The 20,142-nt window shown below is 61.4% G+C and carries 23 protein-coding genes and 5 tRNA genes; 8 read left to right on the top strand and 20 right to left on the bottom strand.

Translation table 11 applies throughout. From position 1 onward, the window contains the following. Nucleotides 1-33 precede the first annotated feature (33 nt). The 8 genes from AAHE99_RS01165 to AAHE99_RS01200 are packed head-to-tail and all read left to right on the top strand — an operon-like array spanning nucleotide 34 to nucleotide 6,765. On the top strand, nucleotides 34-1,314 hold the full coding sequence (locus tag AAHE99_RS01165) for an NAD(P)/FAD-dependent oxidoreductase (protein ID WP_342113556.1): 1,281 nt from the start codon (nucleotides 34-36) through the stop codon (nucleotides 1,312-1,314). Next, nucleotides 1,311-2,075: a DUF1365 domain-containing protein gene (locus AAHE99_RS01170; RefSeq protein ID WP_342113559.1), complete on the top strand. Its 765-nt coding sequence runs from the start codon at nucleotides 1,311-1,313 to the stop codon at nucleotides 2,073-2,075. The genes AAHE99_RS01165 and AAHE99_RS01170 overlap by 4 nt, the downstream gene beginning before the upstream one ends. Next, a complete protein-coding gene (locus tag AAHE99_RS01175; protein ID WP_342113562.1) occupies nucleotides 2,072-3,286 on the top strand; it encodes a cyclopropane-fatty-acyl-phospholipid synthase family protein in 1,215 nt (404 codons plus the stop codon). Before AAHE99_RS01170 ends, AAHE99_RS01175 begins: the two co-directional genes overlap by 4 nt. Before the next feature lie 16 nt (nucleotides 3,287-3,302). Beyond that, a complete protein-coding gene (locus tag AAHE99_RS01180) occupies nucleotides 3,303-3,815 on the top strand; it encodes a chalcone isomerase family protein (RefSeq protein ID WP_342113563.1) in 513 nt (170 codons plus the stop codon). A gap of 20 nt (nucleotides 3,816-3,835) precedes the next feature. Next, on the top strand, nucleotides 3,836-5,098 hold the full coding sequence (locus AAHE99_RS01185; protein ID WP_446728884.1) for an MFS transporter: 1,263 nt from the start codon (nucleotides 3,836-3,838) through the stop codon (nucleotides 5,096-5,098). After that, the gene (locus AAHE99_RS01190) at nucleotides 5,043-5,573 is read left to right on the top strand and encodes a DUF3833 domain-containing protein (RefSeq protein WP_342113565.1); all 531 of its coding nucleotides are present in this window, start codon (nucleotides 5,043-5,045) and stop codon (nucleotides 5,571-5,573) included. Before AAHE99_RS01185 ends, AAHE99_RS01190 begins: the two co-directional genes overlap by 56 nt. Further along, a complete protein-coding gene (locus AAHE99_RS01195; RefSeq protein WP_342113567.1) occupies nucleotides 5,561-6,337 on the top strand; it encodes an SDR family NAD(P)-dependent oxidoreductase in 777 nt (258 codons plus the stop codon). The genes AAHE99_RS01190 and AAHE99_RS01195 overlap by 13 nt, the downstream gene beginning before the upstream one ends. After that, entirely contained in the window at nucleotides 6,334-6,765 is a 432-nt protein-coding gene (locus AAHE99_RS01200) for a nuclear transport factor 2 family protein (protein WP_342113568.1), read from the top strand. Before AAHE99_RS01195 ends, AAHE99_RS01200 begins: the two co-directional genes overlap by 4 nt. Before the next feature lies 1 nt (nucleotide 6,766). On the opposite strand, the gene AAHE99_RS01205 is transcribed toward AAHE99_RS01200, so the two are convergent. The 20 genes from AAHE99_RS01205 to AAHE99_RS01300 form a co-directional block, all read right to left on the bottom strand. Beyond that, complete coding sequence (locus AAHE99_RS01205; protein ID WP_342113569.1) at nucleotides 6,767-7,270, bottom strand: hypothetical protein; 504 nt, start codon at nucleotides 7,268-7,270, stop codon at nucleotides 6,767-6,769. A 75-nt stretch (nucleotides 7,271-7,345) separates the two neighbouring features. Further along, nucleotides 7,346-7,597: a hypothetical protein gene (locus tag AAHE99_RS01210; RefSeq protein ID WP_342113570.1), complete on the bottom strand. Its 252-nt coding sequence runs from the start codon at nucleotides 7,595-7,597 to the stop codon at nucleotides 7,346-7,348. An 85-nt stretch (nucleotides 7,598-7,682) separates the two neighbouring features. Then, nucleotides 7,683-7,756 (bottom strand) — tRNA-Cys (locus AAHE99_RS01215). Nucleotides 7,757-7,801: 45 nt separating this feature from the next. Beyond that, nucleotides 7,802-7,877, bottom strand: a tRNA-Gly gene (locus tag AAHE99_RS01220). Nucleotides 7,878-7,894: 17 nt separating this feature from the next. Next, nucleotides 7,895-7,970 (bottom strand) — tRNA-Gly (locus tag AAHE99_RS01225). Between the two features lie 47 nt (nucleotides 7,971-8,017). After that, nucleotides 8,018-8,093 (bottom strand) — tRNA-Gly (locus AAHE99_RS01230). A 76-nt stretch (nucleotides 8,094-8,169) separates the two neighbouring features. Further along, a tRNA-Gly gene (locus tag AAHE99_RS01235) sits at nucleotides 8,170-8,245 on the bottom strand. A gap of 80 nt (nucleotides 8,246-8,325) precedes the next feature. Beyond that, a complete protein-coding gene (pgsA, locus tag AAHE99_RS01240; RefSeq protein WP_342113571.1) occupies nucleotides 8,326-8,916 on the bottom strand; it encodes a CDP-diacylglycerol--glycerol-3-phosphate 3-phosphatidyltransferase in 591 nt (196 codons plus the stop codon). 65 nt (nucleotides 8,917-8,981) lie between these two features. Beyond that, nucleotides 8,982-10,835 (bottom strand): excinuclease ABC subunit UvrC, encoded by a 1,854-nt coding sequence (gene uvrC, locus AAHE99_RS01245; protein WP_342113572.1) that lies wholly within the window; start codon nucleotides 10,833-10,835, stop codon nucleotides 8,982-8,984. Next, complete coding sequence (acpS, locus tag AAHE99_RS01250; RefSeq protein WP_342113573.1) at nucleotides 10,828-11,226, bottom strand: holo-ACP synthase; 399 nt, start codon at nucleotides 11,224-11,226, stop codon at nucleotides 10,828-10,830. The genes uvrC and acpS overlap by 8 nt, the downstream gene beginning before the upstream one ends. Continuing rightward, nucleotides 11,223-11,981, bottom strand: coding sequence for a pyridoxine 5'-phosphate synthase (gene pdxJ / locus AAHE99_RS01255; RefSeq protein WP_342113574.1), 759 nt, complete (start codon nucleotides 11,979-11,981; stop codon nucleotides 11,223-11,225). Before pdxJ ends, acpS begins: the two co-directional genes overlap by 4 nt. An 8-nt stretch (nucleotides 11,982-11,989) precedes the next feature. After that, complete coding sequence (gene recO, locus AAHE99_RS01260) at nucleotides 11,990-12,811, bottom strand: DNA repair protein RecO (RefSeq protein ID WP_342113575.1); 822 nt, start codon at nucleotides 12,809-12,811, stop codon at nucleotides 11,990-11,992. Between the two features lie 48 nt (nucleotides 12,812-12,859). After that, entirely contained in the window at nucleotides 12,860-13,762 is a 903-nt protein-coding gene (gene era, locus AAHE99_RS01265) for a GTPase Era (protein ID WP_342113576.1), read from the bottom strand. Nucleotides 13,763-13,779: 17 nt separating this feature from the next. After that, a complete protein-coding gene (rnc, locus tag AAHE99_RS01270; protein WP_342113577.1) occupies nucleotides 13,780-14,568 on the bottom strand; it encodes a ribonuclease III in 789 nt (262 codons plus the stop codon). Nucleotides 14,569-14,574: 6 nt separating this feature from the next. Beyond that, complete coding sequence (locus AAHE99_RS01275; RefSeq protein WP_342113578.1) at nucleotides 14,575-14,952, bottom strand: DUF4845 domain-containing protein; 378 nt, start codon at nucleotides 14,950-14,952, stop codon at nucleotides 14,575-14,577. 21 nt (nucleotides 14,953-14,973) lie between these two features. Next, entirely contained in the window at nucleotides 14,974-15,900 is a 927-nt protein-coding gene (gene lepB, locus AAHE99_RS01280) for a signal peptidase I (RefSeq protein WP_342113579.1), read from the bottom strand. Then, nucleotides 15,897-17,690 (bottom strand): translation elongation factor 4, encoded by a 1,794-nt coding sequence (lepA, locus tag AAHE99_RS01285; RefSeq protein WP_342113580.1) that lies wholly within the window; start codon nucleotides 17,688-17,690, stop codon nucleotides 15,897-15,899. Before lepA ends, lepB begins: the two co-directional genes overlap by 4 nt. 137 nt (nucleotides 17,691-17,827) lie before the next feature. Further along, entirely contained in the window at nucleotides 17,828-18,070 is a 243-nt protein-coding gene (locus AAHE99_RS01290; RefSeq protein ID WP_342113581.1) for a glutaredoxin family protein, read from the bottom strand. Continuing rightward, nucleotides 18,070-18,369 carry a hypothetical protein gene (locus AAHE99_RS01295; RefSeq protein ID WP_342113582.1) on the bottom strand — a complete coding sequence of 100 codons (300 nt, stop codon included), beginning with the start codon at nucleotides 18,367-18,369 and terminating at the stop codon, nucleotides 18,070-18,072. The genes AAHE99_RS01290 and AAHE99_RS01295 overlap by 1 nt, the downstream gene beginning before the upstream one ends. Before the next feature lie 192 nt (nucleotides 18,370-18,561). Further along, entirely contained in the window at nucleotides 18,562-20,046 is a 1,485-nt protein-coding gene (locus AAHE99_RS01300; protein WP_342113583.1) for a DegQ family serine endoprotease, read from the bottom strand. Between the last annotated feature and the right edge of the window lie 96 nt (nucleotides 20,047-20,142).

The raw sequence follows: 20,142 nt of genomic DNA on the forward strand, positions 1-20,142 counted from the left end.
GGGTAGCGAGCCCAACCTCATCACCAGCTAATAATGAACCAGACACATCAACGAATTGCAGTCATCGGCGCCGGCATTTCCGGCCTGGCTTCGGCCTATTTCCTGAACCGCCGCCATGATGTAGTCCTGTTTGAAGCTGGCGCGTACCTTGGCGGCCATACCAACACCGTCGACGTCACGCTCGAGGGCATTACCTGCGGCGTCGATACCGGCTTCCTCGTATTTAACGAGCGCACCTACCCCAACTTTATAGAACTGTTGCGCGAACTGGACGTAGCGAGTATCGCCAGCGACATGTCGTTTGCCGTCTCGGTGGATGACGGCGCCCTCGAATGGGCGGGAACCAGCCTGGATACCTTGTTCGCCCAGCGCTTCCGTCTCCTGTCGCCCGCCTTCATCCGCATGGTGGCAAACATCTTGCACTTCAACCGCAATTCGCAGCGCTATCTGGCGCAAGTCCACGGCAAGCCGGTCTCGCTCGGTGAACTGCTGCAGGAGAATGCTTACGGTGCGATGTTCCGCGACGCCTACCTGTTGCCGATGGCAGCCTCGATCTGGTCCAGCACACCGGCCGACATCCTCAAATTCCCGGCCGCGACCTTCTTGCGCTTCTGCCTCAATCACGCACTGTTGCAGGTCAACGACCGCCCGCAGTGGCGCACGGTGCAAGGCGGCGCGCGCGAATACGTGCGCCGGATTGCGGCAAGCTTGCCGGATTGCCGCCTCAACACGCCAGTCGTATCGATTGAGCGCAGTGGCGGCAAGGTCTCGGTGCATAGCGCGGCTGGCGCGGAAACGTTTGACGCTGTGGTCCTGGCCACCCACGCCCCAACCTCGCTGGCCCTGCTCGCGGATGCCAGTGCCGAAGAGCGCGATATTCTCGGCGGCGTACGCTACCAGTCCAACACGGCCTGGCTGCACACGGACGAAAAGCTGATGCCGCGCCGGCGCAAGCTGTGGTCCGCCTGGAATTACCTGTCCGGCGAACTGCACGATGGCCAGCGCCCTGTCTGCGTCAGCTACTGGCTGAACCAGCTGCAAAGCCTGCCCTTCAAAACGCCGGTGATCGTCACGCTGAATCCCCAGCAAGCCCCAGCCGATGGGAAAGTGCAGGCGCGCTTCGAGTACGAGCATCCCATCATGGACCAGTCCACCATCGATGCGCAACAGCGCTTGCAGTCGATCCAGGGACAGCGCCAGGTATGGCATGCGGGGGCGTGGACCGGTTATGGCTTCCACGAGGACGGGCTGAAATCCGCCTTGCGGGTGGCCCAGGCTTTCGCTGCCGCGCCGGATTGGACTGTCCTGCCATGAACGCCCGCGCTCCCATTGAGCTGGTCCAAGGCCTGGTGATGCATGACCGCTTGCGCCCTCGCCGCAACCGTTTCAGCTATCCCGTGTTCTACCTGCGGCTGGACGTGGCACGGCTCGACCAATGCACATCGCGCTGGTTCGGGGTCGACACACCGCGCCTGGTATCGATCCGCACACGCGATTACGGGCCGCGCGATGGCAGCAGCCTGGAGGCCTGGATGCGGCGGCTGCTGCATGAACAAGGTGTCAGCGCCGAAGGTGAAATCTGGCTCCAGACTTTCCCCCGCATCGCAGGAATTTCCTTCAACCCGGTGAATTTCTGGCACTGCCACGATGCGCAAGGCACCTTGAAAGCCGTGCTGGCCGAGGTCAATAACACCTTTGGCCAGAGCCACTGCTACCTGTTGCAGCCCGTTGCGCACGATGGCCAGGCAGCATGCGTCAAGCGCCTCCACGTCTCGCCCTTCTGCCAGGTGGAGGGCGAATATCGCTTCCGCTTCCGCCTGGGGAACCGCAACCATTTGACAAAGATCGACTACCACGACGGCGATGGGCTGCTGCTCAAGACCGCTATCAGTGGCAAGCCGCAGCCATGCAGCGACAGTGCGCTGTTGAAGGCCCTGTTGCGCCAGCCATTGCTGACGGTCGGCATCGTGGTACGCATCCATTGGCAAGCGTTTCGCCTTTGGTGCAAGGGCGTGCCTTTCTTCGGAATGGATGGCCATAAAAACATTACCCTGCAAGAGGAAGTCCAGCAATGAACCATACCTTATCGATCCGCCAGCTGGCAGCACCACAAGGCGCCAAGCTTTTCCTGTCTTTGCTGGGGCGCATCCAGCACGGCCACCTGACCCTGGTGACGCCGGACGGAACCCGCATGGAGTTTGGCGACGTCCATACGCCGCACGGCGCCACGCTGAAGGTGAACGATTGGCGAGCATGCTCGCGCATCCTGCGCTCTGGCGACATCGGCTTCGCCGAAGCCTATGGCGCTGGATGGGTCGACAGCCCGGACCTTACCGGCCTGCTGCGCCTCGCGCTGCGTAATGAGCAAGCACTCGAACCAGCGTTCTTTGGCGGCGCATTGGCGCGCTGCTGGTATCGCTTTCGCCACTTGCTGCGCCCGAATACGCGCGCCGGGAGCAAGCGCAATATCCACGCGCACTACGACCTGGGCAACGACTTTTACGCGCTCTGGCTTGATCCAAGCTGGACCTACTCAAGCGCCTTGTTCGACGGCGACTTCACGCTGCCGCTGCGAGAGGCGCAGACGCGCAAGTACCAGCGCATCATCGACACGCTCGGCTTACGGGCAGGCATGCGGGTGCTGGAAATCGGGTGCGGCTGGGGCGGGTTCGCCGAGCAGGCGGCGCAACAGGGCATCCACGTGCATGGGCTGACCATTTCGCCCTCCCAGCTGAAGCATGCAAAGCAGAGAATCTCCGCCCAGGGCCTGGATGACCGGGTAGAGCTTGAGCTGCGCGACTATCGCGATATCGATGGCGACTACGATGCCGTCGTATCGATCGAAATGTTTGAAGCGGTCGGCGAACAGTACTGGCCCGACTATTTCAAGGCCGTCTCGCGCCGGCTGCGGCCAGGCGGCAAGGCACTGGTGCAGTCGATTACGATCGGCGAGCGGCACTTTGAACGCTATCGCAGCAGCACCGACTTCATTCAGCAATACATTTTCCCCGGCGGGATGCTGCCAAGCGTGGAACGCTTCATCCAGCAGGCAGCGCGCGCCGGCCTCGCGACACAGGATATCCACGCATTTGGCAAGGACTACGCCGAAACCCTGCGGCGCTGGGACAAGGAATGCGGCGCAAAGCGCCAGGAGATCAGCGCGCAAGGCTTCGACACCCACTTCCAGCGTATCTGGCACCTGTATTTCGCTTATTGCGAGGCCGCATTCGACGAGGGACGCACCAATGTTGTCCAATTCCTGTTGGCGAAACCGGCTGTGCTTTAAGCTGGTCCACGCCGTCTTGTTCCTGCTGTTGGCCGCTACCCAGCCTGTGCGGGGCGGCGAAGCTACAGGCAACTGGCGCGATGAGCTGCCGGGGGCGGTCACCATCGGCAGCGGTGAGCTGCGCTGGTTCGGCCTGCGCATCTACAACGCAGCCTTGTGGAGCGGGCAGCAACCATTCGACCAGACGGCACGCTTCGCTTTACAACTGACCTACCACCGCAGCATCAGCCGTGAACGCCTGGTACAGACCAGCCTCGATGAAATGCGCCGCCTGGGCACTGCGCCATCCGATTCGTCCATGCTCGAAAAATGGGAAGCCCAGCTGCGCAAGGCATTCATTGATGTCGCGGCTGGCGACCAGTTGATTGGCGTGAACCTGCCCGGCTATGGCATGCGCCTGTATGACCCACGTAAACTGGTGGCCGACATCCCCGATCAGCAGTTGGCGCGCGCCTTTTTCGGCATCTGGCTGCATGAAGCGAGCCGCGACCAGGCCTTGCGGCGTCAATTGCTGGGAGGCCAGCGGTGAGCGCCCTGACCGCACGCTATATGGCCTATGGCCTGCTTGGGCTTCCGCTTGCGATGGCGGCACTGCCTGTGTACGTCCACGTCCCCGCTTACTATGCCCTGCTCCATGGCGCAGGCCTGGCGCAACTGGGCTGGGTGCTGTTTGCGGCACGCTTGTTCGACACCGTCCAGGAGCCCCTGCTGGGACTCTTGATTGATCGCCCTGGGCGCCGCTTGAACGCGTGGTTGATCGGCGCAACTGCGGTCTTCGCACTTGCCTTCGCCGGCCTTTGGATGCCACCCAGCGGCCCGGCCGCTTCCATCACCTGGCTGGGCATAGCACTCGTCCTGGTGTATAGCGCCCACAGCTTCCTGTCCATCGCTTACCTCGCCTGGGGCGCAAGCCTGGATGGCCCCCAGGCACGCGCACATGTCCTGCTCGGCCCTGCAGCGTGGCGCGAGGGAGCGGGCCTGGTCGGCGTATTGCTGGCCAGCGCGATTCCGGCCGCCGTGATGGCGGGCGATGCCAGCCAGGTTGCATCAAGCATGGGCTGGTACAGCGCGGGCTTCGCCACGCTGCTCTTCATTGCCGTGGCGGCCCTGCTGTCCGGCGCACCGGCATGGAAGCCAACCGGGCGACCTGCAACGCAGTGGGGAAAGGCCTTACGCGCCGTCTCCACCAACCGCCGCTTCATGCGCTTGCTGCCGCCTTACCTGCTCAACGCACTTTCGGTGTCCCTGCCGGCGACGCTGGTGATGCTCTATATCCGCGACCAACTGCAAGCACCCGAACTAGGCGCCATCTTCCTGGTCGCATATTTCGCCGCCGCGATGTGCTGCCTGCCGCTCTGGGTCCGCCTCGCCAAGCGCATCGGCACGGCCAAGGCCTGGCAGCTCGGCATGCTGATGGCCATTGGCGCATTCGCCGGCACATCCCTGCTGGGGCCGGGTGATTCCATGCCTTTCTTTTTCGTGTGCGTGGCGGCCGGTGCGGCGCTCGGCGCCGACCTCGCTCTCCCATCCGTGCTGTTTGCCCAGGCCATCAGCGAGGCTCCCGGCAAAGCGCTCTACTTCAGTTTCTACACCTTGCTTGGCAAGCTGGCCCTGGCCTTGAGCGGGCTGTCACTACCGCTGCTGGCAGCATTTGGCTACCAGCCGGGCAACGGAGCGAGCCCGCTATTGGTCGCCATCTATGCCGGCCTGCCCTGCCTATTGAAGCTTGCGGCCATGTTTTCGCTCAGGAGGACCCGTGAAGAAATTAGCGATTTGCCTTGCCCTGCTACTGACGGCATGTGCGGGAAATGACGTGCAGCACTACGCGCACGTCCAACCCAAACTCGCCGTTGACGAATTCTTTAGCGGCACGACCGATGCCTGGGGAATGTTCCAGAAGCGTGGCGGCGAGGTCGTCAAGCGCTTCCATGTCGAGATTGAAGGCAGCAAAGTCGGCGACGCGCTGCAATTGGACGAACGATTCAAGTACGACGATGGCAGCACCCAGCGCCGCGTTTGGCGCCTGGAGCCGCAAGCCGGCGGCCTCTGGCGAGGGACTGCGGGCGATGTCAAAGGCGAAGCGCATGGTGAAGTAGCCGGCAATGCGTTCCGCTGGCAGTACACCTTGCTGTTACCGGTGGACGGCACGACGTACGAAATGCATTTCGACGATTGGATGTTCCTGATCGACGGCTGCACCATGATGAATCGCGCCAGCATGCGCAAGTTCGGCATCGAACTTGGCCAGGTGACTTTAATGTTTAGAAAAAGATCATGTTCCCCTTGAATCGACCGATTGAAGACTGGCACGGCAAGCGGCTCTGGATTATCGGCGCATCCAGCGGGATCGGCGCCTCGATCGCCAGCCAGGCATTGAATGCCGGAGCGAAGGTTGCGCTGTCGGCGCGCCGCGAAGAACAGCTGCAGGCCGTTGCCGGCGGCCGCCCCGATGCGTTTGCCATTGCTTTCGACGTACTCGACGAGCAATCCTGGAGCGATGCGCACTGCCAGATCCGGCAGCGCATGGGCGGTGTTGACCTGGTTATATTCTGCGCGGCGGAGTATCGCCCCGAACGCATTTGGGAAGTCACGCCCAGCGGCTCAAGGCGCACACTGGGGGTCAACCTGGGCAGCCTCTACGCGGGACTGGCCGCCATCCTGCCCGACATGCTGGAGCGCGGCACGGGCGGCATCGCGATTGTCGCCAGCGTAGCGGGCTGGATCGGCCTGCCCAAGGCAAGCGTGTATGGCCCCAGCAAGGCAGCCTTGATCAACCTCGCCGAGATTCTCTATAGCGACCTGCGGCCACGCGGCCTTGATGTGTACCTGATTAACCCAGGCTTCGTCAGTACCCAGCTGACAGCGCGCAACGACTTCCACATGCCGGCCCTACAAACGCCGGACGACGCAGCGTCGGTCATCTTGCGCGGCATTGCTGCAGGACGCTTCGAGATACACTTCCCTTGGCGCTTTACCCTGCTCGTTAAATTGGTGCGGATGCTTCCCTACAGGCTTCGCTTCGCTCTCATAGGTCAACTGATTAAAACATGAAGCCAGCACTCGACAAGCTTTTGGACTGGTATGAAAACCTGGCGCCGCAAAACGTCAGTCGCGTTGGGGAGTTCTACGCCGCAAATGCTTCCTTTCGCGATCCCTTCAATGACGTTGTGGGAACGCCCGCAATTCAGCGCATCTTCGAGCACATGTTCGAGTCCACCAATGCGCCACGCTTTATCATCCGCGAGCGCCTGCTTCAGGGCGAACAGGCATTCGTCACCTGGGTCTTCGAATTCCAGCTGCTTGGCAAGCCCTATACGGTGGAAGGCGCTTCACATATCACCTTCAGCCCTGACGGTTTCGTGTGCGCACACCGCGACTATTGGGATGCAGCCGAAGAGCTGTTCCAAAAACTGCCGGTCATTGGTGGATTGTTCAGGCTTCTGCGCCGCCGTTTTTCAGCCAGCCGCGGCACGCGATAACTTATTTAGTCTTCGCGATCTCTTTAAGCAGTAGGAACGTTTCCTGCTGAATGGCCCGTTCATTCGCTTTGAACTCCTGGTCGGCCTTGAGGTAGGCCGGCTTCTTCAATTCAGCCTGCTCCGACTTCGTCGCCTTCGGCATGGTCGGATAGAGTTGGGCGCCGCTGTTGTAGATGCTGTCCAAAACCTTCTTGCCGTACGTGGACTCGTAAAAGCGCGTCATTTCGACCACCGTTTCCGGGCTTAGTAAGCGGGCCACTGGCTTGGCCATTTTCGTATAGACGTATTCCGACGGGGTGGCCATCACCTTGCCCATGATGCGGTCACGTTCTTGCGGCGTCGCGTAACGGCTCATGCCAGCCTTCATGCGCAGCATCTTCTCGGCCTGCATGGCGGTCAGCAGCTTATGGGCGGCCTGGACCTGGTTTGCATCGGGATTTGGATTGTCCGCCAGCGCGGAGGTGGACATGGTTGCGGCCAGCAGCAGTGCAATGACAGATTTCATACGTCGCCTTTTGTGAATTTTTTGGCATTCTAACTGCTTTGCCAATTGCCCACAAAAATGCGCTACGCAAACTTCTCAAATAAACGGCCAGCTGAGAATGCCTTTGGCGTGCAGTACAGGCCGCAGCACCAGGTAGCCGACTGCGAATCCAATTGCCAGCAAGCTGCGGACGTCGCCCATGGCGGCGAGGAAAGCGCCGCCGACCATCGCGGCCGCCACCAGCACCATCAGCCATACCTCGATACTGGTGAGGAAGCCGGCCGAGCGGCGCCAGGTGGCCGCGATCAGCTTGAGCGCTTCTTGGGGAGTTTTGACGGGCTTTTCCATGACTGTTTCACCAACGGTGCAAATTACGCAAAAATCGACGCCGAAAATGAAAAATCCCCGCCGAGGCAGGGATTTTTCATTCTTCTGGAGGCGAGGGCCGGAATCGAACCGGCGTAGACGGCTTTGCAGGCCGCTGCATAACCATTTTGCTACCCCGCCGAAGGGGTGTTCAGAGTCGCGGCAGATCGCGTTCTCTTGGAATTCTGGAGCGGGAAAAGAGTCTCGAACTCTCGACCTCAACCTTGGCAAGGTTGCGCTCTACCAACTGAGCTATTCCCGCATTGGGTTTGAAATACTTGGAGCGGGAGAAGAGTCTCGAACTCTCGACCTCAACCTTGGCAAGGTTGCGCTCTACCAACTGAGCTACTCCCGCTTGGAGTGAATTTCAACTTTACTACTTTTACTGCTGCTCCAGTGAACTGGAGCGGGAGAAGAGTCTCGAACTCTCGACCTCAACCTTGGCAAGGTTGCGCTCTACCAACTGAGCTACTCCCGCATTTCAGAGGAACCGCATTATCGCAGAAACATTCTCATATTTCCAGTGCGACGTTATCGCACTTGCTGATGACTTTTGGAGCGGGAGAAGAGTCTCGAACTCTCGACCTCAACCTTGGCAAGGTTGCGCTCTACCAACTGAGCTACTCCCGCTTCGCATCGCTGCGTTGTCATCAACAGCAGGCCAGCATTATAGATGATCCAAACTGGCTGTCAAGGGGCAACATTGTTATTTACGTCAACGAACCGGAACGTTCCTTGATCAATGGCCAGGCCTTCTTGAGGTAGTAGAACATGGACCACACGGTCAGTACACTGGCAACCCACAGCAGCATGTGGCCGATCACGCGGGTGTCGATGGCGCCGAACAGCACGTCCTGGTACAGCAGCAGCGGGATGGCGGTCATCTGGGCCGCGGTTTTGATCTTGCCGATGGAGTGCACTGCCACGGATTTGGAGGCGCCGATTTGGGCCATCCACTCGCGCAGGGCGGAAATCGTGATTTCGCGGCCGATGATGACCAGGGCCAGGATTGGGTGCCAGGGGTCCTGGCGCAGGTTGACGATCACCAGCAGGGCTGCGGCGACCATCAGCTTGTCGGCTACGGGGTCGAGGAAAGCGCCAAATGCCGATGTCTGGTTCCAGCGCCGGGCCAGGAAGCCGTCGAACCAGTCGGTGACGGCGGCTACGATGAAGATCGCGGTGGCGGTGAAATTGCGTTCATGGGCGGAGAGCCAGGTGTCCGGGAAGTAGAACACGCCTACGACCAGGGGAATCAGCGCGACGCGCAACCAGGTCAGCAGGATCGGTATGTTGAAAGGCATATGCGGTGTATAAGAATTGTAATGACGCGCCGCTAGTGTATAACGGCGGCGGGGGCAATGCCAGTTTAGTGCAGCTGCTTGTAGATTTCCTCAGCCAGCGTGTCGGAAATGCCCTCCACCGACTTCAAATCCTCGACACTGGCGTTCATCACGCCTTTCAGCCCGCCAAAGCGCGCCAGCAGCTTCTGGCGGCGTTTGGCGCCGATGCCTTCGATCTCCTCCAGCCGCGAGGTCTGGCGCGTCTTGGCCCGCTTGGCGCGCATGCCAGTGATGGCAAAGCGGTGCGCCTCATCGCGGATCATGGCGACCAGCATCAGGGCGGCCGATTCCTTGCCCAGTTCTTGGGGTTCGCGGCCATCGACGAACACCAGCGTCTCCAGGCCAACCCGCCTGCCCTCGCCTTTCGCCACGCCGACGATCAGGCTGATATCCAGCCCCAGTTCAACGAACACCTGGCGCGCCATTTCAACCTGGCCCTTGCCGCCGTCGATCAGCACAACGTCGGGCATGACGCCATCACCGCCAGCCACCTTTTCGTAGCGGCGCGTCAGCACCTGCCGCATCGCGGCGTAGTCGTCGCCGGGCGTGATGTCATTGATGTTATAGCGGCGGTATTCGCCGTTCTGCATCTGGTGATGATGGAACACCACGCAGGAAGCCTGCGTCGCCTCGCCCGCCGTGTGAGAAATGTCGAAGCACTCCACGCGCAGCGTATCGAGGTCCTCGTTCTCCAGCGCCAGCACCTCGGCCAGCGCGCGGGTACGCGCCTGCTGCGAGCCCTGCTCCGACAGCAGCCGCGCCAGCGAAATCTCGGCGCCCTTCTGCGCCAGTTCCTGCCACTGGCGGCGCTGGCCCTGCGGCTGGAACACCAGGTGGATACGATGGCCGCACTGCTCCTGCAGCGCCAGGATCAATTCCGGCTGGTCGAATTCGATATTCAGGATCAACGTGCCGGGAATCGATTTATCGACGTAATGCTGCACCAGGAAAGCCGCCAGCACCTCCTCTTCGATCGGGCGCTCCGCCACCACTTCCGCATCCATCACATGCGTTGGGAAATAGGCACGGTCGCCCAGATGGCGCCCGCCGCGCACCATGGCCAGGTTGACGCAGGCGCGACCGCCCTGCACTACCACGGCCAGGATATCGACATCCTGGTCGCCGGTGGTCTCCATCGACTGCTGGTGCAGCACCTTCGACAGCGACTGGATGCGGTTGCGCACCACCGCCGCCTGCTCGAACTTCAGCTCGGAGGCGTAGGCGAGCATCTTCTGTTCCAGTTCCTCCATCACCTCCGACTGGCGGCCGCGCAGGAAGCGTGCGGCGTTGTTGACGTCATTGCGGTAGTCCTCGGCCGCGATCAGGCCCACGCAAGGACCGCTGCAGCGGCCGATCTGGTGCAGCAGGCAGGGGCGCGTGCGGTTCATGTACACGCTGTCCTCGCAGGTGCGCAGCATGAACACCTTCTGCAGGATCTGCATCGATTCCTTCACTGCCCACGACGATGGGAAGGGACCGAAGTACTGGTGCTTGCGGTCCACCGAGCCACGGTAATAGACCATGCGCGGGATCTCGTCGCCGGTCAGCTTCAGGTATGGGTAGCTCTTATCGTCGCGGAACAGGATGTTGTAGCGCGGCTGCAGGGCCTTGATCAGGTTATTTTCCAGGATCAGGGCTTCGGCTTCGCTGCGCGTGACGGTGGTTTCGAGGCGCGCGATGCGCTCGACCATCAGCGCAATGCGCGGGCTCGATAGATTCTTCTGGAAGTAGCTGGAGACGCGCTTTTTCAGGTCGCGCGCCTTGCCCACGTAGAGCACCTTGTCTTCGGCATCGAAGTAGCGGTACACGCCGGGCAGGTTTGGCAGCTTGGCAACCGTGGCCAGTACCTGTTCGCGTGGGTCTTGTGTTTCTTCAGTCATTCGCTCGCTCGACGATCGCATAGGCGACCGCGTAATCCTCTTCATCGCTGACCGAGATATGGGCGACCAGCGCGTTCTGCAACATGAACTCGCCCAGCGCGCCGCTGCAGGCGATGTAGGGCTTGCCCAAATCATCATTCAGCAGCTGGGCGGTATGCCAGGTCATCGGAAAGCGCAGGCCCAGGCCGAGCGCCTTGGAGAAGGCTTCCTTGGCAGCGAAGCGCGTGGCCGCATAGCGGATGCCACGCACGGCACTGCGCTCGCGGCGCTCCTGGTAGACCGCGAATTCTTCGGGACCAAGGATCTTGCGGGCGAAGCGTTCGCCGCTGCGTTCCAGCGCGGCGGCGATGCGTGGCACTTTGCAAACATCGGTGCCGATGCCGTAGATCATTTGGCGCCCAGGCGGGTCGACACCATGATGGCCTTCATCTCGCGTACGGCGTTTTCCCAGCCGGCGAAGATCGAATGCGCCACGATGGCGTGGCCGATGTTCAGTTCAGCGATGTCCGGAATGGCGGCAATCGCCTGCACGTTGGTGTAGTGCAGGCCGTGGCCGGCGTTGACCTTCAGGCCATTCTGCACGCCCCAGCGCACGCCATCCTTGATGCGCTGCAGTTCGCGCGCTTGCGCGTCCCCTTCCGCATCGGCGTAAGCGCCGGTGTGCAGCTCGATCACCGGCGCGCCGACGACGGCTGCGGCCTTGATCTGCTCTTCATCGGCGTCGATGAACAGGGAGACGCGGATGCCTTGCGCTTGCAGCTGCTTCACCGCGGCTTCCACTTCCTTGTGGAAGCGCACCACGTCCAGGCCGCCTTCTGTGGTGATCTCGGTGCGTTTTTCCGGTACCAGGCAGACGTCGGCCGGATTGATACGGCAAGCGAAGTCGATCATTTCCTGGGTCACGGCGGCTTCCAGGTTCATGCGGGTGACCAATTGCGGCGCCAGCGCGATCACGTCGGCATCCTTGATATGGCGGCGGTCTTCGCGCAGGTGCAGGGTGATGCAGTCGGCGCCGGCCTGTTCGGCCAGCAGCGCGGCGCGGATCGGGTCCGGATACACGGTGCCGCGCGCGTTGCGCAGGGTGGCGACGTGGTCGATATTCACGCCGAGATCAACGACAGTGCCGGAGGGTGACAGGAAGCTCATATTTTTTCTTAAAGTTGCAGCAAATCGATCAATATTTGGCGCGTGTTCAATGGCGCGCCGCCAAGGTGCCAGGACAGCAGGTAGCGCATCAGCTGCTTGCTTTGCGCCTGCGTGGCCGGGTCGGTGTAATCCTCGCGCTCCATGTCCAGAAGGGTTTTGCCGGCGACGCGCGGCGCGCTGTCGTCGGCACGTTCTGGACGTGGGCCGCGCTCGGGATCCACCACGTAATGTACATCGTGCAGGACTTTTGTGCGCGTGACCGTGCAGCGGGTGAGGTCTGCCGCCACGCCCGTCTCCTTCAACAGCGCCATTTCGAACTTGCGCAGCACGATGGGCGCGGGTTCGTTATGGGCCAGCTGGTTGAGGGTCGAGACGTAGTGGTCGAACAGCTTGGGATGCGCATCATCGCGCGCGGTTAGTTTGACCAGCAGCTCGTTCAGGTAGAAGCCGCACAGCAGCGCGGTCTTTTCGAGCGGGCGCATGCCGCCGACCCAATCGGCGTCGGTCAGCGTGCGCAATTCATTCTTGCCTGTCCAGCCGGTAGTCAGCGGCTGGAAGGTCTGCAGCACCCCGCGCAGCTGCGAATGCGGACGCTTGGCGCCCTTCGCGATCAGCGCCACACGGCCAAAATCGCGCGTGAACAGCTCGATGATCAGGGAGGTTTCTTTGTAAGGATAGCTATGCAGCACGAACGCCGGCTGCTCGCCAACACGCGTACCGACCGTACGCTGCTGCCCCGGCGCCCGCCGCCTTTGTGCCGGCGGGGGAGAAATGTCTGATTTGGGGCGGTCCGGCGCCCCGGCAGGAACATTAATGGAGTTCTCTTCCATCACGGCAAATTTTGTCCACTTTTGTTCCTGACCCCGGGGCGACAAAAATTACTCGTAGCCGTAGGCGCGCAGGCCGGCTTCGTTGTCGGCCCAGCCGGATTTAACCTTGACCCAGATCTCGAGGTAGACCGGGCCGCCGAACAGTTTTTCCATGTCGAGGCGGGCTTGGGTGCTGACCTCTTTCAGGCGGGCGCCCTTATTGCCGATGATCATGGACTTGTGGCCGTCGCGTTCCACCAGGATGGCGGCGAAAATGCGGCGCAGGTTGCCTTCCTGTTCGAACTTTTCGATCAGTACGGTGCTGGTGTACGGCAGTTCGTCGCCGACAAAGCGGAACAGCTTCTCGCGCACGATCTCGGACGCGAGGAATTTCTCGCTGCGGTCGGTGATGTCGTCTTCGCCGAAGATCGGTTCGTTTTCCGGCAGGTGCTTCTTGATCTCGTTTTGCAGGCCGTCGAGCTGGAAGCGCAGCTTGGCGCTGACCGGCACAATCGCGGCAAACGGGAACTTGGCAGCCACTTGCTGGGCAAACGGCATCAGCACGGCCTTGTCCTTCACGCGGTCGGACTTGTTGATCACCAGCAGCACCGGTACGTTCTTCGGCAGCAGGTTCATCACTTGCTCGTCGGCCGGGCCGAAGGTGCCGGCTTCCACGATGAACAGGATCACATCGGACGATTCCAGGGTGTTGGTCACCGTCTTGTTCAGGGTCTTGTTCAGCGCGTTCGAGTGGCGCGTCTGGAAGCCTGGCGTGTCGACGTAGATGAACTGGGCATCGTTCACGGTCTGGATGCCGGTGATGCGGTGGCGCGTGGTCTGCGCCTTGCGCGAGGTGATGCTGACCTTGGCGCCGATCAGGGTGTTCATCAGGGTCGACTTGCCGACGTTCGGGCGGCCGACAATGGCAATGTAACCGCAGCGGAAGCCGGCGGGAGTAGGTGCGGTAGTCATGATCAAACTCTATTCGTTTATTGTTTGGCCAGCTTTTTTTCAGCTGCCGTGTCGCTCTGGACCGTGGCAATGCCGGCCAGCTTGAGCTGCGGGGAGCGCTGGCGTGGCTTGCGGCCGGCGGCCGGGGCCTTCTTCAGTGCTTCTTCCGCGACTTCCAGGGCCAGCTTGGCGGCGGCCTGCTCGCCGGCGCGGCGGCTGCCGCCGCGTCCGAAGACCTGGATGCCCAGCTTGGGCACCAGGCACTCGATCTCGAATTCCTGGCTGTGCGCGGCGCCATGGGTGGCGACCACGTTGTACAGCGGCAGCGAGATTTTCTTCGATTGCAGGAATTCCTGCAGCAGGGTCTTGGCGTCCTTGCCCAGGGTCTGCACATCGACCGAATCGAGGATCGGGATGTAGAAGGCGCGCACCACGGCCGCGGCCTTGTCGAAACCGCCGTCCAGGTATACCGCGCCCAGCAGGGCTTCCAGGGTATCTGCCAGGATCGATGGGCGGCGGAAACCGCCCGACTTCAGTTCGCCCTCGCCCAGGCGCAGGAACTGCGACAGCTCCAGCTTTTGGGCGATTTCAAACAGGGATTGCTGCTTGACCAGGTTGGCGCGCACGCGCGACAGGTCGCCCTCGTCGAGGGAGTTGAAGCGTTCGTACAGGATCGCGGCGACCACACAGTTCAGGATGGAGTCGCCCAGGAATTCCAGACGTTCGTTATGCAAACTGCTGTGGCTACGGTGCGTCAGGGCCTGCTGGAGCAATCCAGCATCCTGGAACGTGTAGCCCAATCTGGTTTGCAATAACTGTAAATTCATCACGTATTATTCAGCTTTCTTTTTCACGCCCGCCTTGGCGGTGGTGCCCTCGTACTCCATCAGGAGGCTGGCCGGGCCGACCAGGGGGATCTTCTTCTCGTAGGCGAAGCTGATCTCGAACTCGCCACCCTGGCGCTCGATCATCAGGTCGCGGCCGCTGATGGCGCTGATATAGCCCACCTCGGCACTCTTGTTGAAGGAGTCCTGGATATCCTTGACCGAACCGCCGCCGTCCTTCTTGGCGCGCTCAATCGCATTCTGGATGGCGCGGTATTCCATATACGTGGGGAAAATCTGCATGCCCAGCAAGCCAATACAACCCAGGATCGCGATGACGACAATCAGGCCTACCAGGCTGATACCGCTTTGACGCTGCTTTTGCATAAATCTCTTCCCCTTGTCTGCTTAGCGGATGCCGCCAAGTCGATCGAAATTGAAATTACCGAGGTTCATCCAGACGAAGAAGGCTTTGCCTACGATGTTCCTGTCCGGTACGAAACCCCAGATACGGCTGTCGGCACTATTGTCCCGATTATCGCCCATCATAAAGTAATTTCCTTCAGGCACTACACACGAAAAGCCTTCGTAGTTGTAGCTGCATGCTTCGCGGCCCGGGAAATCTTCCACCTGGCCCAGGATCACCGCCGGCGCCTTCTCATTATTGAGAATGCGATGCTGGACATTGCCCAGCTGTTCGGTGAACTGTTTCTGGTAAGTAAGAGTGCCCTCTTCCAGGTAGTCTTCCATCGGGGTGTAGCCGACTTCCTGGCCGTTCACGGTTAAGCGCTTGTTTTGATAAACAATTTTATCACCGGGCACACCAATCACCCGCTTGATGTAATCCTGGCTCATATCCTTCGGATATTTGAACACCATCACGTCGCCGCGTTGCGGGTCGTTCAGCTGCACCACCTTCTTGTTGAGGATGGGCAGGCGAATGCCGTAGGTGTACTTGTTCACCAGGATCAGGTCGCCCACCAGCAGGGTCGGCACCATCGACGACGATGGGATCTTGAACGGCTCCCACAGGAAAGAGCGCAGGAAGAACACCAGCGCAATCACCGGGAAGAAGCTGCCCGAATATTCGATCCAGGTCGGCTGGCGCAGGATGTCCGCTTCCAGCCTGGAGCGGGCGTTGCCCTGCTCGTCCATGCGGATGCCGTTGGCGGCCGAGCGCGCCATGCGCTCGTCGTATTCGGCCAGCGCCCTGTCGGCGGCGGCGCGGCGCTGCTTGGCCAACACCGCTACATCGAGGACCCAGATGATCCCGGTCACCACCATCAGGACGAACAGGATTAGTGCGAAATTGCCCAGGATGGCTTGCAATGTCATTTCTCTTCCACTTGAAGGATGGCCAGGAATGCTTCTTGTGGGATCTCGACCGAGCCCACTTGCTTCATGCGCTTCTTACCTGCTTTCTGCTTCTCCAGCAGCTTGCGCTTACGGCTGATGTCGCCGCCGTAGCACTTGGCCAGGACGTTCTTGCGCATCGCTTTCACGTTTTCACGCGAGATGATGTTGGAGCCGATCGCGGCTTGGATCGCCACGTCGAACATCTGGCGCGGGATCAGTTCGCGCATCTTGGCGGCCACGGCGCGGCCGCGGTATGGCGCGTTGGCGCGGTGCACGATGATGGCCAGCGCGTCGACTTTTTCGCTGTTGATCAGCATGTCGACCTTGACCACGTCGGCGGCGCGGTTTTCCTTGAACTCGTAGTCCATCGAGGCGTAGCCGCGCGAGGTCGACTTCAGCTTGTCGAAGAAGTCCAGCACGATCTCGGCCATCGGCATTTCGTACACCAGCTTGACCTGGCGGCCGTGGTAGGCCATGTCCATCTGGATGCCGCGCTTGGCGATACACAGGGTGATCACGGAACCGACATACTCTTGCGGCATGTACAGGTTGACGGTCACGATCGGCTCGCGCACTTCGTTGATGTGGCTCGGGTCCGGCATGCGCGACGGGTTGTCGACGAAGATCACGGAACCGTCGCGCTTCTCAACCTCGTACACCACGGTCGGTGCGGTGGTGATCAGGTCCTGGTCGAATTCGCGCTCCAGGCGTTCCTGCACGATTTCCATGTGCAGCAGGCCCAGGAAGCCGCAGCGGAAGCCGAAGCCCAGCGCTTGCGATACTTCCGGCTCGAACATCAGGGCGGCGTCGTTCAGCTTCAGCTTTTCCAGCGAGTCGCGCAGGGCGTCGTACTGGTTGGCTTCCACCGGGAACAGGCCGGCGAACACCTGCGGCTGCACTTCCTTGAAGCCTGGCAGCGGCGCCGGGGCGCCGTTTTTCTCGTGGGTGATGGTGTCGCCGACGCGGGCGGCCTTCAGTTCCTTGATGCCGGCGATGACGAAGCCTACCTGGCCGGCGGACAGCTGCGGCAGCGAGACCGAGCGCGGCGAGAAGATGCCGACGTCGTCCACCAGCTGCGTCGCGCCGGTAGCCATCATGCTGATGCGCTCCTTCTGCTTCAGGGTGCCGTTCACCACGCGCACCAGCATCACCACGCCCACGTAGGCGTCGTACCAGGAGTCGATGATCAGGGCTTGCAGCGGCGCTTCAGGGTCGCCCTTTGGCGGCGGCACCTTGGCGATGATGGATTCCAGCACGTCTTCCACGCCCAGGCCGGTCTTGGCCGAGCAATGGACGGCGTCGCCCGCTTCGATACCGATCACGTCTTCGATTTCCGCGATGGCGGTTGGCGGGTCGGCGTTCGGCAGGTCGATCTTGTTCAGCACCGGCACCACTTCCACGCCCAGGTCGAGCGCGGTGTAGCAGTTGGCCACGGTTTGCGCTTCCACGCCCTGCGACGCGTCGACCACCAGCAGCGCGCCTTCGCAGGCCGACAGGGAACGGCTGACTTCATAGGAGAAGTCGACGTGGCCCGGGGTGTCGATCAGGTTCAGGTTGTAGATCTCGCCATTGCGCGCCTTGTACTTCAGGGCTGCGGTCTGGGCTTTGATGGTGATGCCGCGTTCACGTTCCAGGTCCATGGAGTCGAGGACCTGCGCTTCCATCTCGCGGTCGGACAGGCCGCCGCACAGCTGGATGATGCGGTCTGCCAGCGTGGACTTGCCGTGGTCGATGTGGGCGATGATGGAGAAATTGCGAATGTTATTCATTAAAAATCGAAGCGAGCTATAACAAAAAGGCGCTCGAGCGCCTTTTTATGGAAATCAATGCAAGGGTAACCCCCGGCATTTTACCGGATTTCAGAGGGGAAAGCCGGTTTTCTAGAGAGGGGTTGTGAGAAAAACAATTATTTCGACAACACGGCCCGTACTTTGGCCTCATCCAGGAAGTAGTGGCACAGCTCCGGCTCGTCCAGGCCGGCAAACAGCACCGGCACCAGCTCGTCGAAACGCGCCACCAGGGCTTCGTCGGCATCCACGTCGATCACTTCGACGGTGAAGGGCTGTTCCGGGGTTTGCAGGGCGTTCAGGGCGGCCAGCATGTCGTCGCACAGGTGGCAGTAGGAGCGGGAGTAGAGGGTGAAATGCATCAGTGCTTGCGTTGGCTTGGCTGCGCCCCCTCGGGCGCGGGCTGCCATTGTAGCGCGCCGGGCGGGATGTTGATAATGATGGCCGGCGGCTGGGCCGTCACCGGTGCAGCCGCGACGGCTACCGGCTCCGGCTTGGCAAATCGCCCCTGCGGTGGCGGCGCGTAATTCATGACGAACGTCATAACCGTGATCATGAGCGCCATGGAGCCGAATAGCGAGCCCATCATCCATTTGATCAGCGTGGCAACCGCCCTTTCGAGGTCAGCCTTCGTGGCCATTTCCCGATCCAGGCGCTGCAAGATGGCCTCTGAATCCTTTTCCACTTTGTCACCCTGGTGCGAATAGATTCATCTTCGGCGCGCACATGGTAGTTGTCAAACTCAAGCATGGACATTTTTGGCTCCCTGGCGGCTGATAGCCAAATGTAACGCCGCCACGGGCTTGCCGCCTTGCGGGGCGACAAACGCGCGGCGGCGCGGGAGTGCTGCGGCTTACTTGGCGGCTGGCATCGGGCGCAGCGAGAAGTGCTGGGCCTGGTTGCCGCGGCGCACCAGCACGGCGGCTGCCCGCTTCGGGTCCAGCTTGGCGACGGCAGCGTTGAACTGCTTGGCGTCCACGATGTCCTGGTTATTCAGCATCAGCAGGATATCGCCCTGGCGCAGGCCGGCCAGTTCGGCCGCACCTTCGGTGTCCTCGACGATCACGCCGCCGGTCACGCCCAGCTCGCGTTTTTGCGCCGCTGTAAGGTCGCTGACCACGAAACCAAGTGCGTTGGCGGCGGAGGCCGGTGTCGCACTGCCCTTCTGCTCGCCACGCTTGCCGCCTGACTTGCTGGCGACCTTGTTGTCCGGATCGGCCTCGCCTACCGTGACTTGCAGGTCGGTCGGCGCCCCCTTGCGCCACACGGTCAGGGTGGCCTTGCTGCCCGGCGTGGTGCCCAGCACCATGCGGGTCAGGTCGGCGAAACGGTCGACGTCCTTGCCGTTGTACTTGAGGACCACGTCGCCCACCCGCAGGCCGCCCTTGTCGGCCGGGCTGCCCGGTTCGATCAGGGTCACTTCGGCGCCCTTGTTGTTCTTCAGGCCCAGCGACTCGGCGACATCCTTGTTCAGTTCGCCGATCTGCACGCCCAGGCGGCCGCGGGTCACTTTGCCGGACTTCTTCAGCTGGTCGGCCACGCGCATCGCCTCGTCAATCGGGATCGCAAAGGAAATGCCGTTATAGCCGCCGGACAGGGTGGCGATCTGCGAATTGATGCCGATCACCTCGCCTTTCAGGTTGATCAGCGGGCCGCCCGAATTGCCCGGGTTGACCGCGACGTCGCTCTGGATCAGCGGCAGCAGGTCGCCAGTGTCGCGCGCCTTGGCCGAGATGATGCCGGAGGTGACGGTGTTTTCCAGGTTGAACGGGGAGCCGATGGCGATCACCCACTCGCCCACGCGCGACTTGTTCGGGTCGCCGACGGTCAGGAATGGCAGCTTGCTGGCGTCAATCTTCAATACAGCCACGTCGGCGCGCGCGTCGGCGCCCAGCACTTTGGCCTTGAATTCGCGCTTGTCGGTCATGGTCACATAGACCTCGTCCGCGCCATCGACCACGTGGGCATTGGTCAGCACATAGCCGTCGGCCGAGACGATGAAGCCGGAACCGATGCCGCGCTGGACTTCCTGGCCCGGGGTCGGCAGGTTGCGGCGGCGCGGGGTCTGGCCGCGCGGGATCTGGCCGCCGAAGAAGCGGCGCAGGAATTCCTGCATCTCGTCAGCCTGGCCGGCCGCATCGACATCCTTCTGGGTGATACGTTCGGTGGTGCGGATATTGACCACCGAAGGGCCGACCCGCTCAACCAGGTCGGCAAAATCGGGCAAACCGGCAATCGCGGGCGCGGCGGCGGCATATACAGGGGTCAGGCCGGTCATGGCTGGCAGGCCGAGGGAAGCTGCACTCAATACCAGCGCAGAAATCATGGTTTTTTTCATGGTTGCGATCTGTGAAAGTAAATGAAGTAGGAGCAATATAAATCAGCTTGCCCCGAAAAGGGCGCGTGATTTTGTGACGATATGTTGCGGTTCGAT

The organism is Pseudoduganella sp. OTU4001, from assembly GCF_038440195.1.
GTDB lineage: Bacteria > Pseudomonadota > Gammaproteobacteria > Burkholderiales > Burkholderiaceae_D > Rugamonas.